General features: G+C 72.8%; 17 protein-coding genes. 6 read left to right on the top strand and 11 right to left on the bottom strand.

Going from position 1 to position 18,246, the window contains the following annotated elements:
• Complete coding sequence (locus H283_RS0103085; protein WP_020142052.1) at nucleotides 1–570, bottom strand: TIGR03086 family metal-binding protein; 570 nt, start codon at nucleotides 568–570, stop codon at nucleotides 1–3.
• A gap of 51 nt (nucleotides 571–621) precedes the next feature.
• Between H283_RS0103085 and H283_RS0103080 the strand changes: the two genes are divergently transcribed.
• Both H283_RS0103080 and H283_RS0103075 read left to right on the top strand, forming a co-directional pair.
• A complete protein-coding gene (locus tag H283_RS0103080; protein WP_020142051.1) occupies nucleotides 622–1,464 on the top strand; it encodes an AraC family transcriptional regulator in 843 nt (280 codons plus the stop codon).
• Nucleotides 1,465–1,548: 84 nt separating this feature from the next.
• A complete protein-coding gene (locus tag H283_RS0103075; protein ID WP_020142050.1) occupies nucleotides 1,549–3,081 on the top strand; it encodes an HNH endonuclease signature motif containing protein in 1,533 nt (510 codons plus the stop codon).
• A 24-nt stretch (nucleotides 3,082–3,105) separates the two neighbouring features.
• Here H283_RS0103075 and H283_RS0103070 read toward each other — a convergent pair whose 3' ends face one another.
• Complete coding sequence (locus tag H283_RS0103070) at nucleotides 3,106–3,879, bottom strand: LuxR C-terminal-related transcriptional regulator (RefSeq protein WP_156022935.1); 774 nt, start codon at nucleotides 3,877–3,879, stop codon at nucleotides 3,106–3,108.
• Nucleotides 3,880–4,036: 157 nt separating this feature from the next.
• On the opposite strand from H283_RS0103070, the gene H283_RS0103065 reads away from it, so the two are divergent.
• Nucleotides 4,037–5,059 carry a DUF3800 domain-containing protein gene (locus tag H283_RS0103065; protein WP_020142048.1) on the top strand — a complete coding sequence of 341 codons (1,023 nt, stop codon included), beginning with the start codon at nucleotides 4,037–4,039 and terminating at the stop codon, nucleotides 5,057–5,059.
• Here H283_RS0103065 and H283_RS0103060 read toward each other — a convergent pair.
• From H283_RS0103060 to H283_RS0103050, 3 genes are read right to left on the bottom strand one after another with little or no spacing between them, the layout of a single operon-like run.
• Nucleotides 5,056–6,507 (bottom strand): carboxyl transferase domain-containing protein, encoded by a 1,452-nt coding sequence (locus H283_RS0103060; RefSeq protein ID WP_020142047.1) that lies wholly within the window; start codon nucleotides 6,505–6,507, stop codon nucleotides 5,056–5,058. The two genes, H283_RS0103065 and H283_RS0103060, sit on opposite strands and share 4 nt — an antisense overlap.
• Complete coding sequence (locus tag H283_RS0103055) at nucleotides 6,507–7,682, bottom strand: CaiB/BaiF CoA-transferase family protein (protein ID WP_020142046.1); 1,176 nt, start codon at nucleotides 7,680–7,682, stop codon at nucleotides 6,507–6,509. The genes H283_RS0103060 and H283_RS0103055 overlap by 1 nt, the downstream gene beginning before the upstream one ends.
• A 4-nt stretch (nucleotides 7,683–7,686) precedes the next feature.
• Nucleotides 7,687–9,027: an SLC13 family permease gene (locus H283_RS0103050; RefSeq protein ID WP_020142045.1), complete on the bottom strand. Its 1,341-nt coding sequence runs from the start codon at nucleotides 9,025–9,027 to the stop codon at nucleotides 7,687–7,689.
• Nucleotides 9,028–9,146: 119 nt separating this feature from the next.
• Here H283_RS0103050 and H283_RS0103045 point away from each other — a divergent pair, with 119 nt between their 5' ends.
• Together H283_RS0103045 and H283_RS0103040 are read left to right on the top strand one after the other, a co-directional pair.
• A complete protein-coding gene (locus H283_RS0103045) occupies nucleotides 9,147–9,845 on the top strand; it encodes a FadR/GntR family transcriptional regulator (protein WP_043647926.1) in 699 nt (232 codons plus the stop codon).
• Nucleotides 9,842–10,603 carry a sulfite exporter TauE/SafE family protein gene (locus tag H283_RS0103040; protein WP_020142043.1) on the top strand — a complete coding sequence of 254 codons (762 nt, stop codon included), beginning with the start codon at nucleotides 9,842–9,844 and terminating at the stop codon, nucleotides 10,601–10,603. The genes H283_RS0103045 and H283_RS0103040 overlap by 4 nt, the downstream gene beginning before the upstream one ends.
• A 31-nt stretch (nucleotides 10,604–10,634) precedes the next feature.
• Here H283_RS0103040 and H283_RS0103035 read toward each other — a convergent pair whose 3' ends face one another.
• From H283_RS0103035 to H283_RS0103015, 5 genes are all read right to left on the bottom strand, one after another.
• Complete coding sequence (locus tag H283_RS0103035) at nucleotides 10,635–11,150, bottom strand: gamma carbonic anhydrase family protein (protein WP_020142042.1); 516 nt, start codon at nucleotides 11,148–11,150, stop codon at nucleotides 10,635–10,637.
• A 1-nt stretch (nucleotide 11,151) separates the two neighbouring features.
• Entirely contained in the window at nucleotides 11,152–12,717 is a 1,566-nt protein-coding gene (locus H283_RS0103030; RefSeq protein ID WP_020142041.1) for a peptide MFS transporter, read from the bottom strand.
• Nucleotides 12,718–12,795: 78 nt separating this feature from the next.
• The gene (gene bluB / locus H283_RS0103025; RefSeq protein WP_020142040.1) at nucleotides 12,796–14,466 is read right to left on the bottom strand and encodes a 5,6-dimethylbenzimidazole synthase; all 1,671 of its coding nucleotides are present in this window, start codon (nucleotides 14,464–14,466) and stop codon (nucleotides 12,796–12,798) included.
• Between the two features lie 9 nt (nucleotides 14,467–14,475).
• The gene (locus H283_RS0103020; protein WP_020142039.1) at nucleotides 14,476–15,327 is read right to left on the bottom strand and encodes an SDR family NAD(P)-dependent oxidoreductase; all 852 of its coding nucleotides are present in this window, start codon (nucleotides 15,325–15,327) and stop codon (nucleotides 14,476–14,478) included.
• Between the two features lie 34 nt (nucleotides 15,328–15,361).
• The gene (locus tag H283_RS0103015) at nucleotides 15,362–15,874 is read right to left on the bottom strand and encodes a MarR family winged helix-turn-helix transcriptional regulator (protein ID WP_020142038.1); all 513 of its coding nucleotides are present in this window, start codon (nucleotides 15,872–15,874) and stop codon (nucleotides 15,362–15,364) included.
• 134 nt (nucleotides 15,875–16,008) lie between these two features.
• On the opposite strand from H283_RS0103015, the gene H283_RS0103010 reads away from it, so the two are divergent.
• Nucleotides 16,009–17,310 carry an MFS transporter gene (locus tag H283_RS0103010; RefSeq protein ID WP_020142037.1) on the top strand — a complete coding sequence of 434 codons (1,302 nt, stop codon included), beginning with the start codon at nucleotides 16,009–16,011 and terminating at the stop codon, nucleotides 17,308–17,310.
• Nucleotides 17,311–17,328: 18 nt separating this feature from the next.
• On the opposite strand, the gene H283_RS0103005 is transcribed toward H283_RS0103010, so the two are convergent.
• On the bottom strand, nucleotides 17,329–18,105 hold the full coding sequence (locus H283_RS0103005) for a DUF5995 family protein (protein WP_020142036.1): 777 nt from the start codon (nucleotides 18,103–18,105) through the stop codon (nucleotides 17,329–17,331).
• Between the last annotated feature and the right edge of the window lie 141 nt (nucleotides 18,106–18,246).

The raw sequence follows: 18,246 nt of genomic DNA, 5'->3' as shown, positions 1-18,246 counted from the left end.
TCAGGCGTGCGCCGGTGTCGGTCGGCCGAGCCGGGCGAGCACGCGCTCCTGACGGTCGGCGCCGTCCCGGACGGGCACGGCCGGCTTGCAGACGCCGTCGTCGTAGAGGTGGTCGCCGAACCCGTCGGCCGAACGGTCGAGCATCTCGAGCTCCTCGTCCGACAGGTGCTCGTCGAGGCCGGCGGCCACGGCGATGTCCCAGCGGTGGACGACGAGGTCGAACCCGTAGAACGTGACGATCGACGCGCCCACGGTCGTGCGGCCGAAGACACCGTCGTACTCCTGGCCGGCGACGTCCGGGTCGGCGAGCAGCTCGCGCATTCGCTCGTCGTGGGCCTGCCAGACCGCGCGGGGGTCGCTCCCGTCGGCCGCGGTCGCGGCATCGACGCCGCGCTGCTCGAGGAAGTCACGCTGGGTCGTGACGACGTGGGTGAGCACGTCGCGGGCGCTCCAGCCCTTGCAGGGACTCGAGCTGTCCCAGGCATCGTTCGGCACGCGGTCGACGACGGAGGCGAAGGGTTCGGCGAGACGGAGGTAGGAGGCGAGGACGTCGGGGCTCGGTGAGGTCATGCCGTCACCGTAGGAAGCCGGGCGTCGGTGGGTCTTGATACTTTCCGACACGTGACGACGCCTGCCGGGGCAGGACGGACAGCGGCCCGCGACGACATCGAACGGGCCCATCTCGTCGACCCCACGGACCACACGTGGTCGATCGCCCGCAGCTCCGTCTCGCCGGACCTCGCAGACCTCGCCCGACGGTTCTGGATCCCGGTGTGGGACGTGCCCGCGGGGCGCGACTCGGTGCAGCGGGTCCTGCAGTACCCCGTCTGCCTCGTCGTCGTGTCCGACAGCTACGCGCGTTTCTACGGCGTCGTGTCCGGACTCTCGCACCAGATGCTCACGGGGCGCGGCTGGGCCGTCGGCGTCATGTTGCAGCCGGCCGCGGGCCATCTCGTGACGCGCGAGCCGGTGCGCCGGATGACCGACCGCTACGTCGACCTGTCGACGCTGACGACCCTCGACGGCATCGGTCTGAGCCGGCGGGTGCGTTCGGCGATGCGACCCGACCCGACCTCGGCGGAGGCGCAGGCCGAGGCGCGCGAGGTGGTCGAGGACGCGCTGCGGCCGCTCCTCCCGGTCGACGACGAGGGGCTGCTCGTCAACGCCATCATCGAGGACGTCGAGACCTCTCCCGAGCTGCTGCGGGTCGATGACCTGTGTGCGCGCTTCGACATCAGCGAGCGGACGTTGCAACGCCTGCTGCACAAGCGGATCGGGCTCGGACCCAAGTGGCTCATCCGCCGCCGGAGGCTCCAGGAGGCGGCCGACCGGCTGCGGGACTCCGACGCGGAGCTGGCCGGCATCGCGGCCGAGCTCGGCTACGCCGACCAGGCCCACTTCACCCGCGACTTCCGCAAGGCGACCGGCATGACGCCCGGCGAGTTCGCCTCGCGCTTCAGGTGACGCTGGCCCAATTCGTCTGCAGCACAGAGCTTTCGGTGTGGACAACACTGGCTGCTCCATTCGAACACGTGTACGATTGAGGGTATGGAGCAGAGCCGGAGCGTGCAGCAGATCGAGCGGGACTGGGACCACGTCGCGTCCCTGGGCGCCGACCTGCACGACGCGCACGCCCGGCTCGTCGACCTCCTCGTCGCGGTCCTGGCCGACGGGTCGTGGCAGGCGGCGGGGCTGCGCTCGCCGGAGCACTGGCTGATGCTCCGGGCGGGGCTGTCGCGGGGCCAGGCGGCCTCCATCGTGCTGCTCGCCCGCCGGGCCCAGGAGCTGCCCGACACCGTCGCGGCGTTGCGGGAGGGGCGGATCAGCCTGGACCAGGCCGCGGTCGTGGCCCGGCACACCCCGGCCGCGTTCGACACCAGCGTGGCCCAGTTCGCCGAGCACGCGACGGTGACCCAGCTGCAGCGCACCGTCACCCGCTACGACTTCACCCTGCAGACCGACAGCGTCGACGACCGCGGCCGCGGCCTGCCCGGCGAGATGCCTGCCGACGAAAGCAGTGGCGGCAGCGCGGACGGTCCGGGTGCGCAGGAAGCTGCGGGCGGTGAGGATGCTGCGGGCAGGGTCGTGGTCGGGTGCGAGCGGGTGCCGGTCGAGCCGGCGCACCTGAGCATGGGCCTCGACGCCGACGGACGGTTCCGGCTGCGCTACGACGCCCCGGCCGAGGTCGGCGCCCTCGTCGAGGCCGCGCTCGCCGAGGCCAGGGACCACCTCTTCCACACCCTGACCCCCGACGGGCAGGAGCCCGACCGTCAGCTGCTCAACGGCGACGTGCTGCACCCGACGTGGACCGAGACCGACGGCGGCCGGCCCCGCATCACCTGGGCCGACGCCATGGTCGTGCTCGCCACCCGCTCCCTCGACGCCGCCACCACGACGGATGCCCACGGCGCAGAAGGGGCTGGCGGCGGTGGTGATGCTGGTCGTGCTGTCGCAGTGGGTGGCTCGGCAGGTCGGGCAAGGGCCGCCAGATACCGGGTTCAGGTCCACCTCGACACCGACGGCGGCTGGCTCACCGGACGACCCCGCCTCCCCCAGACGATCGTGAACGGCCTGACCTGCGACGGCACCCTGACCCCCGTCTGGGAGACCGACGGGCACCCCGTCAACGTGGGCCGCACCCAGCGCGTCGTCCCGCACCGCACCCGCGTCCTGGTCCTCGACCGCGACCGCGGCTGCCGCTTCCCCGGCTGCGGATCGACCCACCACCTCGAGATCCACCACGTGACCCACTGGCGCGACGGCGGACCCACCGACACCGACAACCTGCTCGCCCTCTGCCCGTTCCACCACGACGGACACCACCGCGGCGAGTTCACCCTCACCGGCGACCCCACCCGCCCCGACGGGCTGACCTTCCACACCGACACCGGCCTGCTCATCGGCCCACCCCAGAGACCACCCCGACAAGCACCCCGACTCGCCCCGGCCCCCGACCCCGACGAGCAGAAGCCGCCAGAACAGCCGGACCGGCGCAGACCACCCGCCCGACTCGGCCGGCGCTACCCCGCCCCCACCGGCGGTACCCTGCACCTGCACCTCGTCGACTTCACCCCGACCTGAAGGCCTCCAGCGCGTGCCGCTCGGTTATTCCACCTTCGGTCGGAGTCGGGCCGCGTCGAGACGATGGCTCCCACCCGCGAGCAGGTGCGCCGTCTCGGCTCGGGACACGGCACCGAGCGTGTGCATGAGCACCGCGACCTCGGCGGCGACGGTCCGCAGCGACACGTCGAGGTCGCGGGCGATCGCCGAGTCCTTGACTCCGAGGACGAGCCTCCGGGCGACCTCGCACTGGCGGGCGGTGAAGGGCGGCTTCCGGCCGTCGGGGACACCGGGGTGCGACAGCTGCCAGGTCAGGTCCCAGATGGCGCGGACCAGCGTGAGCACGTCGGTCCGGGTCGTGAGCCACGCCGTCGGGTAGCCCTCCTCGCTGTGCGGCCCACCGACGACAGCGACGGACTCGTCGACGAGGATGAACTGCGATCGGGCCGGGCCGAAGTGGACGTGCGGGATCTCCGAGGTGAGCAGGGGGTAGAGGTTCAGGCTGCGTTCGGTCGTGATGCACCGCATGTCGACGCCACGGCTTCGGGTGCGGTCGTCGAGCCGCGTCATCTCGTTCGCCCGGTCGTAGCTGAGGATCGGGTGCATCGTCCAGACGCTGCGCTGTGCCGCAGGCTCGAGGGCCCTGAGCCCCTTGTCGATCTGGTCGATGCCGACGCCGAGCCGGCGGAAGCCGGGAGTCGGACGGCCGGCCAGCAGCTCGACGACGTGGCCGCTCACGAGCTGGGCGAGATCGGCAGCCGCCGCGTAGAGGTCGAGCCCGGCGTCGGCCGACGGCTGCCGCTCCCTGTCGCCGCGCACCGTCACCTCCTGGTCTCTCCCGCTCCCGGCGACGTGTCGCAGCCCGCCCACGGGACCCGTCGATCCGACGGGCCCTTCCACCGTAGGCGAGCCGAGCCACGTCCCGGGTGAGGGCCCCGGTTCTATTCACTGGTGCGGCCGGCCCATCCGGACGAGCATGGGCCGCGTGGCCGGCGCATCGAGACCTCCCCTGCAGGGCGGCCTGCCGCCCTCGGGCGATGTCGCCGGCGCCGTCGTCGAGATCGGCTGCGACGAGTCGGGCTTCTCGGGGAGCAACCTGCTCGACCCCGCCACCCCGGTGTTCACGCACGCCAGCACCGACCTCAGCCTCACCGAGGCGACCGAGCTCGTCGAGGCGCTCAGGAGCGACTCACGCTGGTCCCTCGACGAGCTCAAGTCCGGACAGCTGCTGCGCGGCCGGCACGCGGACGAGGCCCTCGTGTGGTTGCTGTCGCGGCTCGAGGGCCGTGCCCACGTCGAGGTCGTCGACAAGGAGTACTTCCTCGCGACCCGCGTCGTCGACCTCTTCATCTCGGAGCCCTCGTGGGCGGCCGGCACCCGGCTGACGGCGGACCAACGACCCGCCGCCATCGCGCTCCACCGGTGCGGCCGGTCACGGGCGCCGGAGCGGCTGGCCTTTCTCTCGGCCTTCGTCGACCTCGTCCGCACCAAGCGCCGACACCATGTCGACCGCCGGGTGCTCGAGACGTTCTTCCACGCCAGGGACGCTCTCGCGCTCGGGGTGGACCCCGAGGCCCGGGACGTGCTCGCGGCACTGACCCGGACCAGGGTCCGCGGCGTCGTGACGCGCCTCGTCCACGACGACCGGACGATCCCGCCACCGCTCGAGCCCCTGCTGACGGCTCTCGCCGAGACCGTGCTCACGTGGAGCGAGGGTCGACGGCAGGTGCTCGTCGTCCACGACGAGCAGAGCGCCCTGACCGCCGACCGGCTCCGCCGCCTCCAGCAGGCCCTGTCGGACGGCACCGGCCATGGCACCGACGGCGAGGCCGACCACGGCGTCTCGCCGCTCGCCGGGCTCGTCACGGTCGACTCCCGCGACGACGCGCGGGTCCAGGTCGCCGACCTGCTGGCCGGCGTCGCCCGACGGTGGCCCGACCTGGGCGACGCGAGCCCCCTCCGCCCGTTCCTCTCGCCGACGTCGCTCCGGGTGCCCTAGCTCGCCAGGACGTGCGCCTCGCCATGGGTCTGGCGGCGCAGCGCGGCCGCGCACTCGGCGACGACCGCGAGCGCCAGCGACGCGGCGGTGTCGTCGACGGGCTCGGGCACGATGCGGCTGACGATCCCCCGCGCGGCGAGATCGAGGACGCCCACCTGCTGGAGCTCGGCCATCTCGGCGGCGTGCGACACGTCGCCGTGGACGATGGCGCTCGCACCCTCGGGCGGGAGCGGCGAGAGCCAGGCATGCTCGGCGGCGATGACCTCGCGGGCCGGCAGCAGCGCGAGCGCCCCTCCGCCACAGCCCTGCCCGAGGACGACCGACACCGTCGGCACGGTCATCGTCGTCAGGGTCGCGATGCACCGGGCGATCTCGCCCGCGATCGCGCCCTCCTCGGCGTGCGGCGACAGCTCGGCGCCGGGGGTGTCGATGACGGTGACGAGCGGCATACCCAGCTCTTCCGCGAGACGCATGGCGCGCCGCGCCTCACGCAGCGCGCCCGGCCCCATCGGCGACGTCGGCGACTGCCGCGCGCGGTCCTGGCCGACGAGGACGCAGGGCTGGCCGTCGAGGCGTGTCAGCGCGACGAGCATCGTGGAGTCCCGCTCCCCCTCGTCGGTGCCCCGCAGCCGCAAGGTGCCGGTCGCGCCGTAGCGCAGCAGCTCACGAACGCCGGCGCGATCCGGACGGCGTGTGACCTCGATGGACTGCCAGGCGGACAGGTGCCGGCTCGGCTCGCCCGCACGGGGGTCGAGACGCGGCAGGGTCGGTCCGTCGACGAGGACGCCCAGCGCCCGGTCGACGAGCATCGGCAGGTCCTCGGCGGCCACGACGGCGTCGAGCACCCCCTTGGCGGCGAGGTTCTCGGCGGTCTGCACGCCGGCCGGGAAGGGCACGCCGTTGAGCGCCTCGTAGACCTTGGGTCCGAGGAAGCCGACGAGCGCCCCTGGCTCGGCGACGGTCACGTGCCCGAGGGACCCCCACGACGCGTACACCCCTCCGGTCGTCGGGTGCCGCAGGTGCACGAGGTAGGGCAGCCGGGCGGCGCGGTGTGCCATGAGTGCCCGGGAGATCTCGACCATCTCGATGAACGCCGGTGTCCCCTCCTGCATGCGGGTGCCGCCGGAGGCCGTCGAGGCGAGCACGGGCAGCCCCTCGGCGGTCGCGCGCCGCACGGCGGCCGTGATCCGCTGGGCCGCGGCCCGGCCGATCGAGCCGGCGAGGAACCGGAACTCGTTGACGACGACAGCCACGGGGCGACCACGGACGAGGCCGCGCCCGGTGAGCACGGACTCGTCGGTCCCGGCTCTGGCCGCCGCCGCCTCGAGCTGGAGGCGGTAGTCCTCGGGCTGGCCGCTGATGTCGATGGGCTCGTCCCACGACTCGAAGGAGCCGGAGTCGAGCACGAGGTCGAGCAGCTCGTGCGCGGTCCACGGTCGGCGCGCCATCACTCCTCCTTCAGCCAGGCGCGGATGGCCGCGCCGTCCTCGTCGAGCGTCGGCGGCGCGTCGTGGTCACGGCGCGTCACCTCGGTGCCGTCGCCGTCGAAGAACCGCAGCGGCGGACCCGGCAGGGTCAGCGGCCCGAGGGTCGGGTGCTCGACCTCGACGAGCAGGCCCTGGCTCGCGGTCTGGTCCCACGCGTACACCTCGTCGAGGCTGCGCACCTTGCCGGCGGGCACGCCCACCTCGGCGAGCCGGGCGAGCAGCGGCTCGGCGTCCCAGTCGGCGAAGGCCGCCTCGACGACCTCGATGACCCGCTCGCGCTCGGCGACGCGCTCGGCGTTCGTCGCGAGCCCCTCGGCGGCCGGGTCGAGGCCGAACGCGGCGCACAGCCGCTGCCAGAGGCCCTCGCTGCCGACGGCGATCTGCACGAAGCCGTCGCGGCAGTGGAAGAGGCCGTAGGGGCTGATCGACGGGTGGTGGTTCCCGGCCGACCTGCCGACCTCTCCGGCCACCGTCCAGCGCGTGCCCTGGAAGGCGTGCACGCCGACGACCGCTGCGAGCAGCGAGGTGCGCACGACGGAGCCGCGGCCGGTGCGGTGCCGCTCGTTGAGGGCGGCGACGACGCCGTAGGCGCCGTACATCCCGGACAACAGGTCGGCGATGGGCACGCCGACGCGCTGTGGGTCGTCCGGTCCGGAGCCGGTCAGCGACATGACGCCGGCCTCGCCCTGGGCGATCTGGTCGTAGCCGGCGCGGCCGCCCTCGGGCCCGTCATGGCCGAAGCCGGTGATCGACAGCACGACGAGCCGCGGGTTGCGCTCCATGAGCGAGTCGATGCCGAGGCCGAGGCGCTCGAGCACCCCGGTGCGGAAGTTCTCGACGAGCACGTCGGCCCGGTCGACGAGCGCGAGCAGCACGTCGCGGTCCGCCTCGTCCTTGAGGTCGAGGGTGATCGACTCCTTGTTGCGGTTGGCCGACAGGAAGTACGTCGACTCGCGCCGACCCTCCTCGCCGACGAAGGGCGGGCCCCAGCCGCGGGTGTCGTCCCCGCGGCCGGGGGCCTCGACCTTGATGACGCGCGCGCCCTGGTCGGCCAGCATCATCGTCGCGTGCGGTCCCGCGAGGGCACGGGAGAGGTCGACGACGACGATGTCGGAGAGGGGTCCATGAGCGGTCATTCGGTCACCATCCGGGGAGGATCAGGGCGGCCCACACGAGCAACGGGCCGGCGACGACCACGATGACGCTGTAGGTGAGGATCTGCTTGTAGTACACCGGTTCGCTGATGGTGTCGGGCCGGTTGGCCAGCATCAGGGCGCCGTTCGTCGAGAACGGGCTCACGTCGACGATCGTCGAGCTGATCGCGAGCGCCGCGACGAACGCCGCGGCGCCGATGCCGCCGTTGGCGATGAGCGGCACGGCGATCGGGATGATGACGGGCAGCAGGGCCGTCGAGGACGCGAACGCCGAGACGACACCGCCGACGTAGCAGAGCACGAGCGCCCCGATGACCGCGGCGCCGAGGCCGGCCGCCCAGTTGCCGACGAACTCGGGGGCCTTCGCCTCGGTCAGCACGGCGGCATACGTGCTCACGCCCGCCACGAGGAGGACGGTCGGCCACGCGACCTGCTTGATGGCGTCCTTGTGCTGGGTCGGCGCGAACATCGCGAGGACGACGGCGGCCGTGATCGAGACGAAGCCGATGTTCTTGTCGAAGGCCAGCGCGATGACGGCCACGAGCGTGAAGGCGACGAGCGTCAGCACCTGGTCGCGCTTGACGCCGAGCGCCTGGGTGCGGGTCGCGGTCATCGTGCCGGTACCGCGCGTGGCGACGCCGACGCCGCCGCGGTGGAGGTCCTCGGCGATCGAGTCGCCGCCCATCGGCCCGTCGACGTCGCCGAGGTCGTCGGCGCGCTGGTTCATGAGTCGGCGGCCGCCGAGGACGAGGAAGAGGATGACGGCCATGAGGAGGTTGACCGCGAGGCTCGCGAGGAAGACGGTCATCTCGCTCGACGGGAGGCCGTTGTCCTTCATGACGGAGTTCGTGATGGTGCCGTAGATGCTGATCGGGGAGAAGCCGCCGCCCTGGGCGCCGTGCACGACGAACATGCCCATGAGGAGCGGGTTGATCTTGTAGCGCCCGGCGAAACCGAGGGCGATCGGGCCGATGATGGCGCACGCGGCGGGGCTGGCCGCGCCGATGGCGGTGAGCAGCGCCGTCACGAAGAACATCACCCACGGGATGAGCGCCACCCGTCCCCCGACCGCCTTGACCGCGGATCTGACGATGAGGTCGACGGTGCCGTTGTTCTTGGCGATGGCGAAGAGGTACGTGACCCCGATCAGGGTGAGGATGAGGTCACCGCTGACGCCGCCGAGGATCTCCTTCTCGCTGAGGCCGAGCGAGTAGACCCCGACGAGCCAGGCCGCCACGTAGGCGAGGGCTCCCATGTTGATCGGCAGCAGCGTGCCGATCACGAAGAGTGCGACGAGCGCGATGATCGAGACCCATTCCGGTCCCATGCGTGTCCTCCGTCGGTCGCGGCCAGCGCGCCTGGTTCCACGCCCTTGTGACGAGGCTCATGGCTGGCTCAGTGGCCTAGCCAATAGGTCAGTGGGCCGACTGTCAATAGAGTGACCCCATGTCGACATCGGGCATGTCCCGCCTCACGCGCACGCGGCTCTACGAGCAGGTGGCCGAGCAGATCACCGGGTGGATCGAGTCGAACGGTCTCACGACGGGTGACCGCCTGCCTCCCGAGCGCGAGCTCGCGCAGCGTCTCGGCGTCAGCCGCGCCACGCTCAGCCAGGCCCTCGTCGCGCTCGAGGTCATCGGTGTCGTGACGGTCCGGCACGGCGACGGCACGGTCCTGTCGGACGCCCCCGGCCCGCGCCGGATCGTCGAGGCGATCCGCGCGCACGCCCACCGGCTGCCCGAGATCATCGACACCCGCGACGCCCTCGAGACGAAGATCGCCGCCCTCGCGGCGGCCCGGCGCACGGCCGACGACCTCGCCCGCATCGACGAGGCCATCGCCGAGATGGCCCGCGACGTCGAGGCCGGCGGGCGTGGGGTCGAGGGCGACGAGCGCTTCCACGGCGCCGTGACCGCCGCCGCCCACTCGCTGCTGCTCGCCAGGCTGATGGACGAGATCCGCGACCTCGTCCGCGAGACCCGCATCGAGTCGCTGAGCCAGCCGGGCCGCCCTGCCGACTCGCTCGTCGGGCACCGCGCCATCGCCGACGCCATCCGCTCCGGCGACCCCGAGGCGGCAGCCGACGCCATGCACGCACACGTCGTCATGGTCAGTGACGTGGCGGTGCTGCGAGACGGGTCGTGACCCCGCTCGAGATGCTCGCCGTCCTCGGCGCAGGTCTCGGCGCCGGCGTCCTCACCTCGACGGTCGGGGTGGCCTCGCTCCTCAGCTTCCCGGTCCTGCTCGCCGTCGGGCTGCCACCCGTCGTGGCCAACGCCTCGAACACCGTCGGCCTCGTCCCCGCAGGCGTCAGCGGGTCGTTCGGCTACCGGGCCGAGCTGCGCGAGCACCCGCGCATCACGTGGACCGTCGTCGTCACGTGCGCGCTCGGCGCGGTCGGCGGCGCGGTGCTGCTGCTGGCCCTGCCGTCCAGCGTCTTCGAGGCCGTCGTGCCGTGGCTCATCCTCTTCACCTGCCTGCTCGTCGGCGTGCAGCCCTGGGTCGCGCGCTGGCTCCGGTCGCGCGGCGGCGAGGACGTCGGGCCACGCACCCGGATGGGGCCGGTGACGACCTTCTTCGCCCTGCTGACCGGCGTCTACGGCGGCTACTTCGGCGCCGGGTCGGGCGTCATGATGGTCGCCGTCCTCGGACTCGGGCTCGACATCGACCTGCGGGTCGTCAACGCCCTGAAGACCCTCGCGATCTTCGCCGGCAACGTCGTCGCCGGGCTCATCTTCGTCGCCGTCGCGGACCTCGACTGGCAGGCCATCGGGCTGCTCGCGGCCGGCTCGGTCGTCGGCGGCTACGTGGGTGCGCGCGTCGGCCGCCGCCTGCCGCCGACGCTCTTCCGCGTGCTCGTCGTCGTCGCAGGCATCGTCGCCGCGGTCCTGCTGCTCCGCTGAGACGAGCCGGCGTATGCCGGGTGGCCGGGTCTCAGTGCGCCGTGGCCTCACGGTGCCGGCGGGCGAGCGCGACGTAGACCTCGGCGTTGGCGCGGATGCGCGCGAGACCCGGCTCGTCGATCTCGCGACGGATCCTGCCGGGGACCCCGGCGACGAGCGACCGGGGCGGGATGACGGCTCCCTCGGGCACGACCGCGCCGGCGGCGATGAGGCTTCCCGCCCCGATGCGGGCCCCGTTGAGCACGATCGCACCCATCCCGACGAGGCAGTCGTCCTCGACGGTGCAGCCGTGGAGGACGGCGCGGTGGCCGACGGACACGCCCGCGCCGATGCTCGTCGGGTGCCCGGCGTCGGTGTGCACGACGACGCCGTCCTGCAGGTTGCTGCCCTCACCGAGGACGATGGGGTCGACGTCGGCGCGGAGCACGGCGGTGTACCAGACGCTCGAGCCCGCCCGGAGGTCGACGGCCCCGACGAGGTCGGCGCTCGGCGCCACCCAGGCGGTCTCGTGGACCACCGGGGTGACGCCGTCGAGGCTGACGATCACGTCAGTGCGCCGAGACGCCGGCGGTGCGGTCGGTGCTGCCGGTGCTCTCGGGGCGGCCGGTGGCGTGCAGCTCGGCCGTCGACATCTTGCGACGGATCCACGGCACGAGCGCGAGGAGCACCCCGGCGACGACGAGGGTGATGACGCCGTTGACGAGGTAGTACACCGCGTCGCTGAGGCCGCCCATCGCCTGGATGAGCTGGGCGGCGATCGCCTGGCCCGCTGCGCTGCCGAGGAACCACAGCGCCATGGCCTGGCTCGCGAAGGCGCGGGGGGCGAGACGGGTCGTGGCCGACAGGCCGACCGGCGAGAGGCACAGCTCGGCGACGGTCTGCATGACGAAGATGCCACCGAGGATGTAGACCGGCGCCGTGTTGCCCTGGAACGTCGCGAAGGCCCACGACATGGCGAGGGCCGACAGGCCGATGATCGTGACACCGAGGACGAACTTCATCGGGGTCGACGGGAAGCGCCCGGCACGCTTGGTCCAGATCCAGCCGAAGATCGGCGCGAGCAGGACGATGGCGAGCGGGTTGATCGACTGGAACCACTCGGGGTTGATGCTGATGCCCGCCGTCTCCGTGACGGTGTTCTCGGCAGCGAAGATCGCCATCTTGCCGGCGGCCTGCTCGAAGATCATCCAGAAGAGCATCGCGCCGATCCACAGCGGGAGGTAGGCGGCGAGGTGCGACCTCTCCTCGCGCTCGACCTTGGGGCTGCGGAACATCATCGTGAAGTAGGCGATGGGCGTCAGGACCGCGACGATCGAGATCGCGTCGATGACCTGGTCGAGGACCGTGTCGCGCCACAGGCCGGCGAGCACGACGATGACCGCGAAGGCGACGACCGCTCCGACGGCGAGGGCCGACACGCGACCGCGCTCCTCGGGCGAGAGCGGGTTGGGCACGTCGTCGACGGCGGGGCCGAGGGCCTTGCGACCGAGGACGAACCAGGCGATGGCGATGGCCATGCCGACCGCGGCGGCCGAGAACCCGGCGTGGTAGCCGTAGTGCTCACGCAGCCAGCCGACGACGAGCGGCGAGAAGAACGAGCCGATGTTGATCGACATGTAGAAGATCGAGAAGCCGCCGTCGCGACGCGCGTCCTCGGGCTTGTAGAGCGTGCCCACCATGGCGGAGACGTTGGGCTTGAGCAGGCCGGTGCCGAGGGCGACGAGCGCGATGCCGAGCCAGGCGGTCGCCGCGGCCGGGACGGCGAGGCAGACGTGGCCGGCCATGATGACGACGGCGCCGTAGAGCGTCGAGCGGCGGGCGCCGAAGAGCCGGTCGGCGGTGAAGCCGCCGATGATCGACAGGAGGTAGACGGACGCTCCGTAGATCGCGACGACGGCGGTGCCGGTGGTCTCGTCGATGCCGAGGCCGCCGTTGGCCACGGTGTCGATGAGGAAGTAGAGCAGGATGGCGCGCATCCCGTAGTAGGAGAAGCGCTCCCACAGCTCGACGAAGAAGAGGGTCGACAGTCCCTTGGGGTGCCCGAGGAAGGCCCGGTCGTCGGCGCTGGCGCCCGACTCGGGAGTCGGTGGTCGGTCCTGGGTCTGTGTGGTCATGCGAGTCTCCCAGCCCCTCGTGAGGGCAGTTCGATGGTTGGACAACCACACAAAACTAGAGGGGTCCCGCCGTCGGACTCAAACCGTGGAGGTGCGCGCGACGCCCGTCCGCAGGGCCAGCGCGTCCTTGACGAGGCCGGTCGCGAGGGCCGCGCCGACGCCCTCGCCCGCACGGATCCGCAGGTCGAGGAGGGGCTCGAGACCCAGCTCGCGGAGCACGAGGGCGTGGGCCTTCTCACGTGACCGCTGGCCGGCGACGAGGTGCGCCGCGACCGCCGGCTCGAGACGCACGGCGGCGAGCGCACACACCGACGTCGCGAGGCCGTCGAGCACCACGACCCCTCCGGACTCGGCCACTCCGAGCACGATCCCGGTGAGGACGGCGAGCTCTCCCCCACCGAGGCGACGGACGGCCTCGTCGGGACCGACGCTCCCCACCCGGGCGAGCGCCTGCGCCACGACGTCGCGCTTCCGGTCGAGCATCGCGGCGTCGGCGGACGACCCGCGGCCGACGACGTCGTCGGCCGGCACGTCGAGCAGGGCCGCGGCGAGTGCGGCCGCCACGGTCGTGTTGCCGACGCCGACCTCGCCGAGCGCCACGGGACCGGAACCCGCGAGCACGCGACCGCGGTCCCGACCGAGAGTGAGCAAGGCGGCATACACCGTCTCGTCGAGCGCGTCAGAGGTGACGAGATCACCTCTGCTGCAACCGATCCCGGCATCGATGAGCTCGACGTCGAGGCCCGCAGCGCGCGCCGCCACGGCTCCCATCGACGTGCCCTCGCGGGTCGCGCGGGCGACGTCGGCCGTCACCGTGGGGTCGAAGGCCGAGATGCCGTATGCCGTCACGGCATGGTCGGCGGCCGCGACGACCAGAGTGCCCCGACCGTCGACGGCCGCGAGCGCGGTGACGCGGTCGAGCACCGTGTCGAGGACCCCGAGCGAGCCCGGCACCGTGAGGAGGTCGTCGGAGCGGTCGCGGGCGGCCACGACGTCGGCCGGCTCGGGCGCACGCAGGTGGGAGGGCGGGGCGTCGCGCTCGGTCCAGCGCTCACGCATGACGACCTGCTCGAGCGGCAGCCGGCGGGACCACCCGGCGCGCTCGAGGCCGGGCTCGGGCGGGCGCTCGTCGGGCCAGCCGAGGCAGAGCCAGCCGAGGGTCTCGACGCCGTCGGGCAGACCGAGGAGGTCGGCGAGCTCGGCCGGCTCGAAGAGGGTGACCCAGCCGAGGCCGAGACCGTGGGCACGGGCCGTCAGCCAGATGTTCTCGATGGCCGCGGCGCACGACCAGAGGTCGGCGTCGGGGAACGTGGCCCGACCGAGCACCCCGGCGGCGGGGGTGCGGCGGTCGCACGCGACGACGACCCCGACAGGTGCCTCGCGGATGCCCTCGAGGCGCAGGTCGAGCAGGCCGCGGGCCGACTCCTCCGTCATCGCGGTGGCCTGGCGCAGGCGGCACCGGTCGGCCATGAGGGCGGCGGCGTCACGGGTCGCGGCCTCGGTGACGACCACGAAGCGCCACGGCTGGCTGTGCCCGACCGACGGACCTCGGTGACCGGCCGTGAGCACCGCGGTGAGCACGTCGTCGGGCACCGGGTCGGGGCGGAAGCGGCGGATGTCGCGGCGAGCGCCGACGACCCGCTCGAGCGAGGCGAGGTCGTCGCGCAGGGCCCACGCGTCGGGCGCCTGGGCCCGCTCGGCGGCCGACGACGGGTCGCCGATCGTCGGGACGGGCCTGCGGTAGCTCACGGGCCGACTCTAACGAGGAGCCGACTCGATCCAGGACCGGGTCACGCCGAGCACGCGGCTGCCGTCGGTGTCGGCGAGCGACATCCCGACGAAGGCGGTCGCACCCTCCGAGGTCTGCCAGCGGAAGCGGTGCTCGGCCGACGTCGCGGCGTCGGCGATGGCGACCGCGGCGTCCCGGGAGGACTGCGCACTGGCGAAGGCGCCCGCGGACCGCGCGAGATAGGCGTCGAGCTGGGCGGCATACGGGTCGGCGGGGTCGCCCTCGGGACGGGCCACGTTGCCGACGAAGTCGCTCGCGACGGCCGCGGGCTCGATGACCGAGACGTGCACGCCGTGGGCGAGCATGACGACGGCGAGCGACTGCATGAAGCCCTCGACGGCGAACTTCGCGCCGCAGTAGGCGTCGGCGAACGGCTGCCCGACGGCGCCGCCCACGCTCGTCACGGTGAGCACCGTGCCGGACCCGGCCGACCGCATGTGGGGCAGCACGAGCTTGGTCAGGGCGACGGGTCCGAGGTAGTTGACCTCGAGCTGGTCGCGGATCTCGTCGAGGCTCAGCTGTTCGGCGGTGGCGACGGCGCCCCGGCCGGCGTTGTTGACGAGGACGTCGAGGCGGCCATGGTCGGCGAGCACCCCGTCGACGCAGGCGCGGGCGGCCTCGTGGTCGGTGACGTCGAGGGCTCGCACGTCGACCTCGACGCCGGCCTCGGTCGCGGCATCGGTCAGCGCCGCGGACCGGCTCGTGTCGCGCATCGTCGCGACGACGGTGAGGCCGCGGCGGGCCAGCTCGACGGCGGTGTGCAGGCCCATGCCCGAGGAGGTTCCGGTGACGAGGGCGACCGGCTGCCCGTTGGCGTTCATGCGGGCGACGCTACGCCCGCGACGCCGGCCCGGGCTACGCGTCGATGTCGTCGAGGCCCGCGATGACGATCTCGAGGAGCCGGGCCAGCTCGTGCCGCTCCGAGTCGGACAGGCCGCGCAGGGTGTCGCTCTCGACGACGTTGGACTCGCGGACCGCGGCGCTGAACAGGGCCCACCCGTCCTTCGTCAGGGAGACGAGGGTGCGGGTGCGGTTGGACTCGTCGGGGCGGCGCTGGAGCAGGCCGCGGCCGGCCATCTTGTCGAGGCGGTGCGTCATCGAGGAGGGGGCGACGTTGGAGAGGTCGGCGAGCTGGCTCGGGGTGAGGCACGTGTCGCCCGCGCGGGCCAGGGACGCGAGGACCGACCACTCACCCTGGGTCAGGTCGAGGTCGGCGAACTGGCGGACGTACCACTGGTCGAGCTTCTTCGTCACCGAGAACACCGCGGTGATGACCCGCTGCACGGACTCCTCGCCACCAGCCGCCACGTAGGTCGCGACGTCCGCGGCGTGCTCCTGCTGGGCGGTCTGTCGTCGCTTCGCTGCCATGGAAACGCATTGTCGCACCCGTGGGAGCTGGTGCTACTCTTTCGAAGTCGAACTTCGATGACGAAATATTCGATGCCGAAGCTGCGTTGACTCCCGAAGTCCGCCTCCCCCGTCCCCGAAAGGGTGTGAAACCCATGCGCACCAAGCTGCTCATCCTCGCGTCGTCCATCGGCATGCTCGGATGGGGCACCGTGCTGCCCTACCAGTACGCGTATGCGGCCAACACCCGCGGCTGGGGAGCGCTCGCCGCCGCCCTGGCCAGCACGCTCTTCTCGGTCGGCGCGCTCGTCGCCGCACCCTTCGCCGGGCGCCTCAGCGACCGCTACAACCCGGTCGCCGTCGCCGTCGTGGCCAAGCTGCTCGCCGCCGTCGGCGTCGGCAGCCTCGTCTGGGCCGGGTCGGCCCCGGCCTTCCTCGTCGGCATGTTCGTCTTCGGGTTCGGCCTGACCGCGGCAGGTCCGGCCGCCTCGGTGCTCGTGCTGCGCTGGGCCGGGAGCGACGACCGCCGCAAGGTCTTCGCCTACAAGTTCACGGCCGAGGCCATCGGCATGGCCCTCGGCGCCTTCGTCGCCGGCCAGTTCGTCGACCTCTCGCGCGCCGACGGCATGACGTTCGCGTTCATCGCGGCGGGTGCGGGCTTCGCGATCTCGGCCGTCCTCATCCACGTCGCGGGCATCGGCGCCCCGAGCGAGGTCGCCCCGGACCTCGCCGCCGGCGAGGCGGAGACGCAGCTCGGCACGATGGAGGCCCTGCGCCGCATCTTCGCCGTGCCCGCCCTGCGCTGGACCGCGGTCGTCGCGGTGGCCCTGGCCCTCGGCTTCTACGCCCAGTTCGAGTCCGGCCTGCCGGCGTACGCCCTCACGGTCCTCGACGTCGACGAGTCCGCCATCGGCCTCGCGGCTGCCGTCAACTGCGTCGTCATCGTGGCCCTGCAGGTCGTCGTCGTGCGCGTCACCGCGCGACGCAACGCGGCGAGCCTGCTCATGGTCGTCGGTGCCATCTGGACCCTGTCGTGGGTCGTCCTCTCGGTCGCGCAGCTCACGCCGGAGGTCGCCTCGGCTCTCTTCGTCACGACGTTCGGCATCTTCGCCGTCGGCGAGACGATGTACGCCCCCGTCCTCAACCCGCTCACCGCGAGCCTCGCTCCCCGCGGGCTCGTCGGCACGACGCTCGGCACCTTCACGGCGATCCAGACGACCTTCTCGGCCGTCGGGCCGCTCGTCGCCGGCGCCCTGCTCGGGATGGGGCTGGCGAACGGCTTCCTCGGCCTGCACCTCGTCATCAGCCTCGTCGCCGTCTACGGCGCGTGGCGTCTGCGCGCCGCGCTCCGCGACCGTCGGGTCGACGAGCGTCGCGCCGCCGCGGACCGCGTCGCCGCGGAGCGGGCCGTCGCCGAGCGGCCGCTCGAGGCGGCCCCGGCGCCGGTCGCCGCCTGACCTCTCCGGCCTCGCTCCTCAGGGGGCGAGGTCGGCGACCGGCGTCAACAGGTAGCGCCCGGCCATCCCGACGCTGCGGGAGAGGGTGGCGAGGAAGTCGGTGCGCAGCGGCTCGACGCCCTCGAGCGACCACAGCACGCGGGCGTTCGTCCACGCGGCGTCGCGGGCGCGCGCGATGCTCCAGCCGCTCACGAGGTTGGCGACCGGGCCGGCGTACTGCTCGTCGACGGCGAGGGCGATGCCGTCGAGGAAGGATCGGCGCACGTCCTCCTGCACGGCGGCGAGCAGGTCGTTGACCCGGTGGTAGTCGGCCTCGACCCCTGGGCTGTCCGGCGTCAGGCCGAGCTGGCGGCACGTCGTCACGACGGCCAGCGGCAGGTCGTGGTTGATATGGGCGTTCATCCCGGCGAGCGCGAACTGGATCGGCACGCGACCCGGCTCGAGCCGGCACGTGAAGAGCGGCTGCCAGGACGGGTCGGGCGAGCCCGCTCCGACCGCGTCGAGGTAGAGCCCGGCGAAGACGAGGTCGAGCCGGGTCACGAACGCCGGGCTGCCGAACCATCCCTCGACGAGCCGGTCCCGGACGAGCCCGGTGACGCGGAGGTACATCCGGTTGAAGGCCGCGACACCGTCGTTGCCCGGCAGGGCGCGGTCGATCTCGTGCATCCGCTCGACGAGCGCGTCGACCGTCGCCGGTTGGCCGGGCGCCGGTTGGACGGGCGCCGGGGGGTCCGGTCGCGGCGCACCTCCGATCCGCGAGCGGACCCACGCCACTGCGTCGGTGAACCACCCCATGGGCCGACGCTAGCGCTCGGCGCGCGTCGAGGTCCTCGATCCGCGCGATCGTCCTCGCCGAACGACCCGGGTCGGCAAGGACAGGACCAAGGCCTCTGACGCTCACGCGGCAGACGAGCGACGCTGGAGGTGAGGCATGGA

The sequence above is a fragment of the Terracoccus sp. 273MFTsu3.1 genome, assembly GCF_000383675.1.
In the GTDB taxonomy this organism is placed as follows: Bacteria; Actinomycetota; Actinomycetes; order Actinomycetales; family Dermatophilaceae; genus Terrabacter.
Note: the sequence above shows the minus strand (reverse complement) of the source record. Positions and strands in the feature narration are given on the sequence as shown.

Bases quoted from the DNA above. Each gene is read 5' to 3' on its own strand.
- H283_RS0103005 (WP_020142036.1), bottom strand. From the start codon at position 18,105: ATGGGGTGGTTCACCGACGCAGTGGCGTGGGTCCGCTCGCGGATCGGA.
- H283_RS0103055 (WP_020142046.1), bottom strand. From the start codon at position 7,682: ATGACCGCTCATGGACCCCTCTCCGACATCGTCGTCGTCGACCTCTCC.
- H283_RS0103060 (WP_020142047.1), bottom strand. From the start codon at position 6,507: ATGGCGCGCCGACCGTGGACCGCGCACGAGCTGCTCGACCTCGTGCTC.
- H283_RS0103010 (WP_020142037.1), top strand. From the start codon at position 16,009: ATGCGCACCAAGCTGCTCATCCTCGCGTCGTCCATCGGCATGCTCGGA.
- H283_RS0103075 (WP_020142050.1), top strand. From the start codon at position 1,549: ATGGAGCAGAGCCGGAGCGTGCAGCAGATCGAGCGGGACTGGGACCAC.
- H283_RS0103030 (WP_020142041.1), bottom strand. From the start codon at position 12,717: ATGACCACACAGACCCAGGACCGACCACCGACTCCCGAGTCGGGCGCC.
- H283_RS0103050 (WP_020142045.1), bottom strand. From the start codon at position 9,027: ATGGGACCGGAATGGGTCTCGATCATCGCGCTCGTCGCACTCTTCGTG.
- H283_RS0103045 (WP_043647926.1), top strand. From the start codon at position 9,147: ATGTCGACATCGGGCATGTCCCGCCTCACGCGCACGCGGCTCTACGAG.
- H283_RS0103085 (WP_020142052.1), bottom strand. From the start codon at position 570: ATGACCTCACCGAGCCCCGACGTCCTCGCCTCCTACCTCCGTCTCGCC.
- H283_RS0103015 (WP_020142038.1), bottom strand. From the start codon at position 15,874: ATGGCAGCGAAGCGACGACAGACCGCCCAGCAGGAGCACGCCGCGGAC.
- H283_RS0103020 (WP_020142039.1), bottom strand. From the start codon at position 15,327: ATGAACGCCAACGGGCAGCCGGTCGCCCTCGTCACCGGAACCTCCTCG.
- H283_RS0103065 (WP_020142048.1), top strand. From the start codon at position 4,037: ATGGGCCGCGTGGCCGGCGCATCGAGACCTCCCCTGCAGGGCGGCCTG.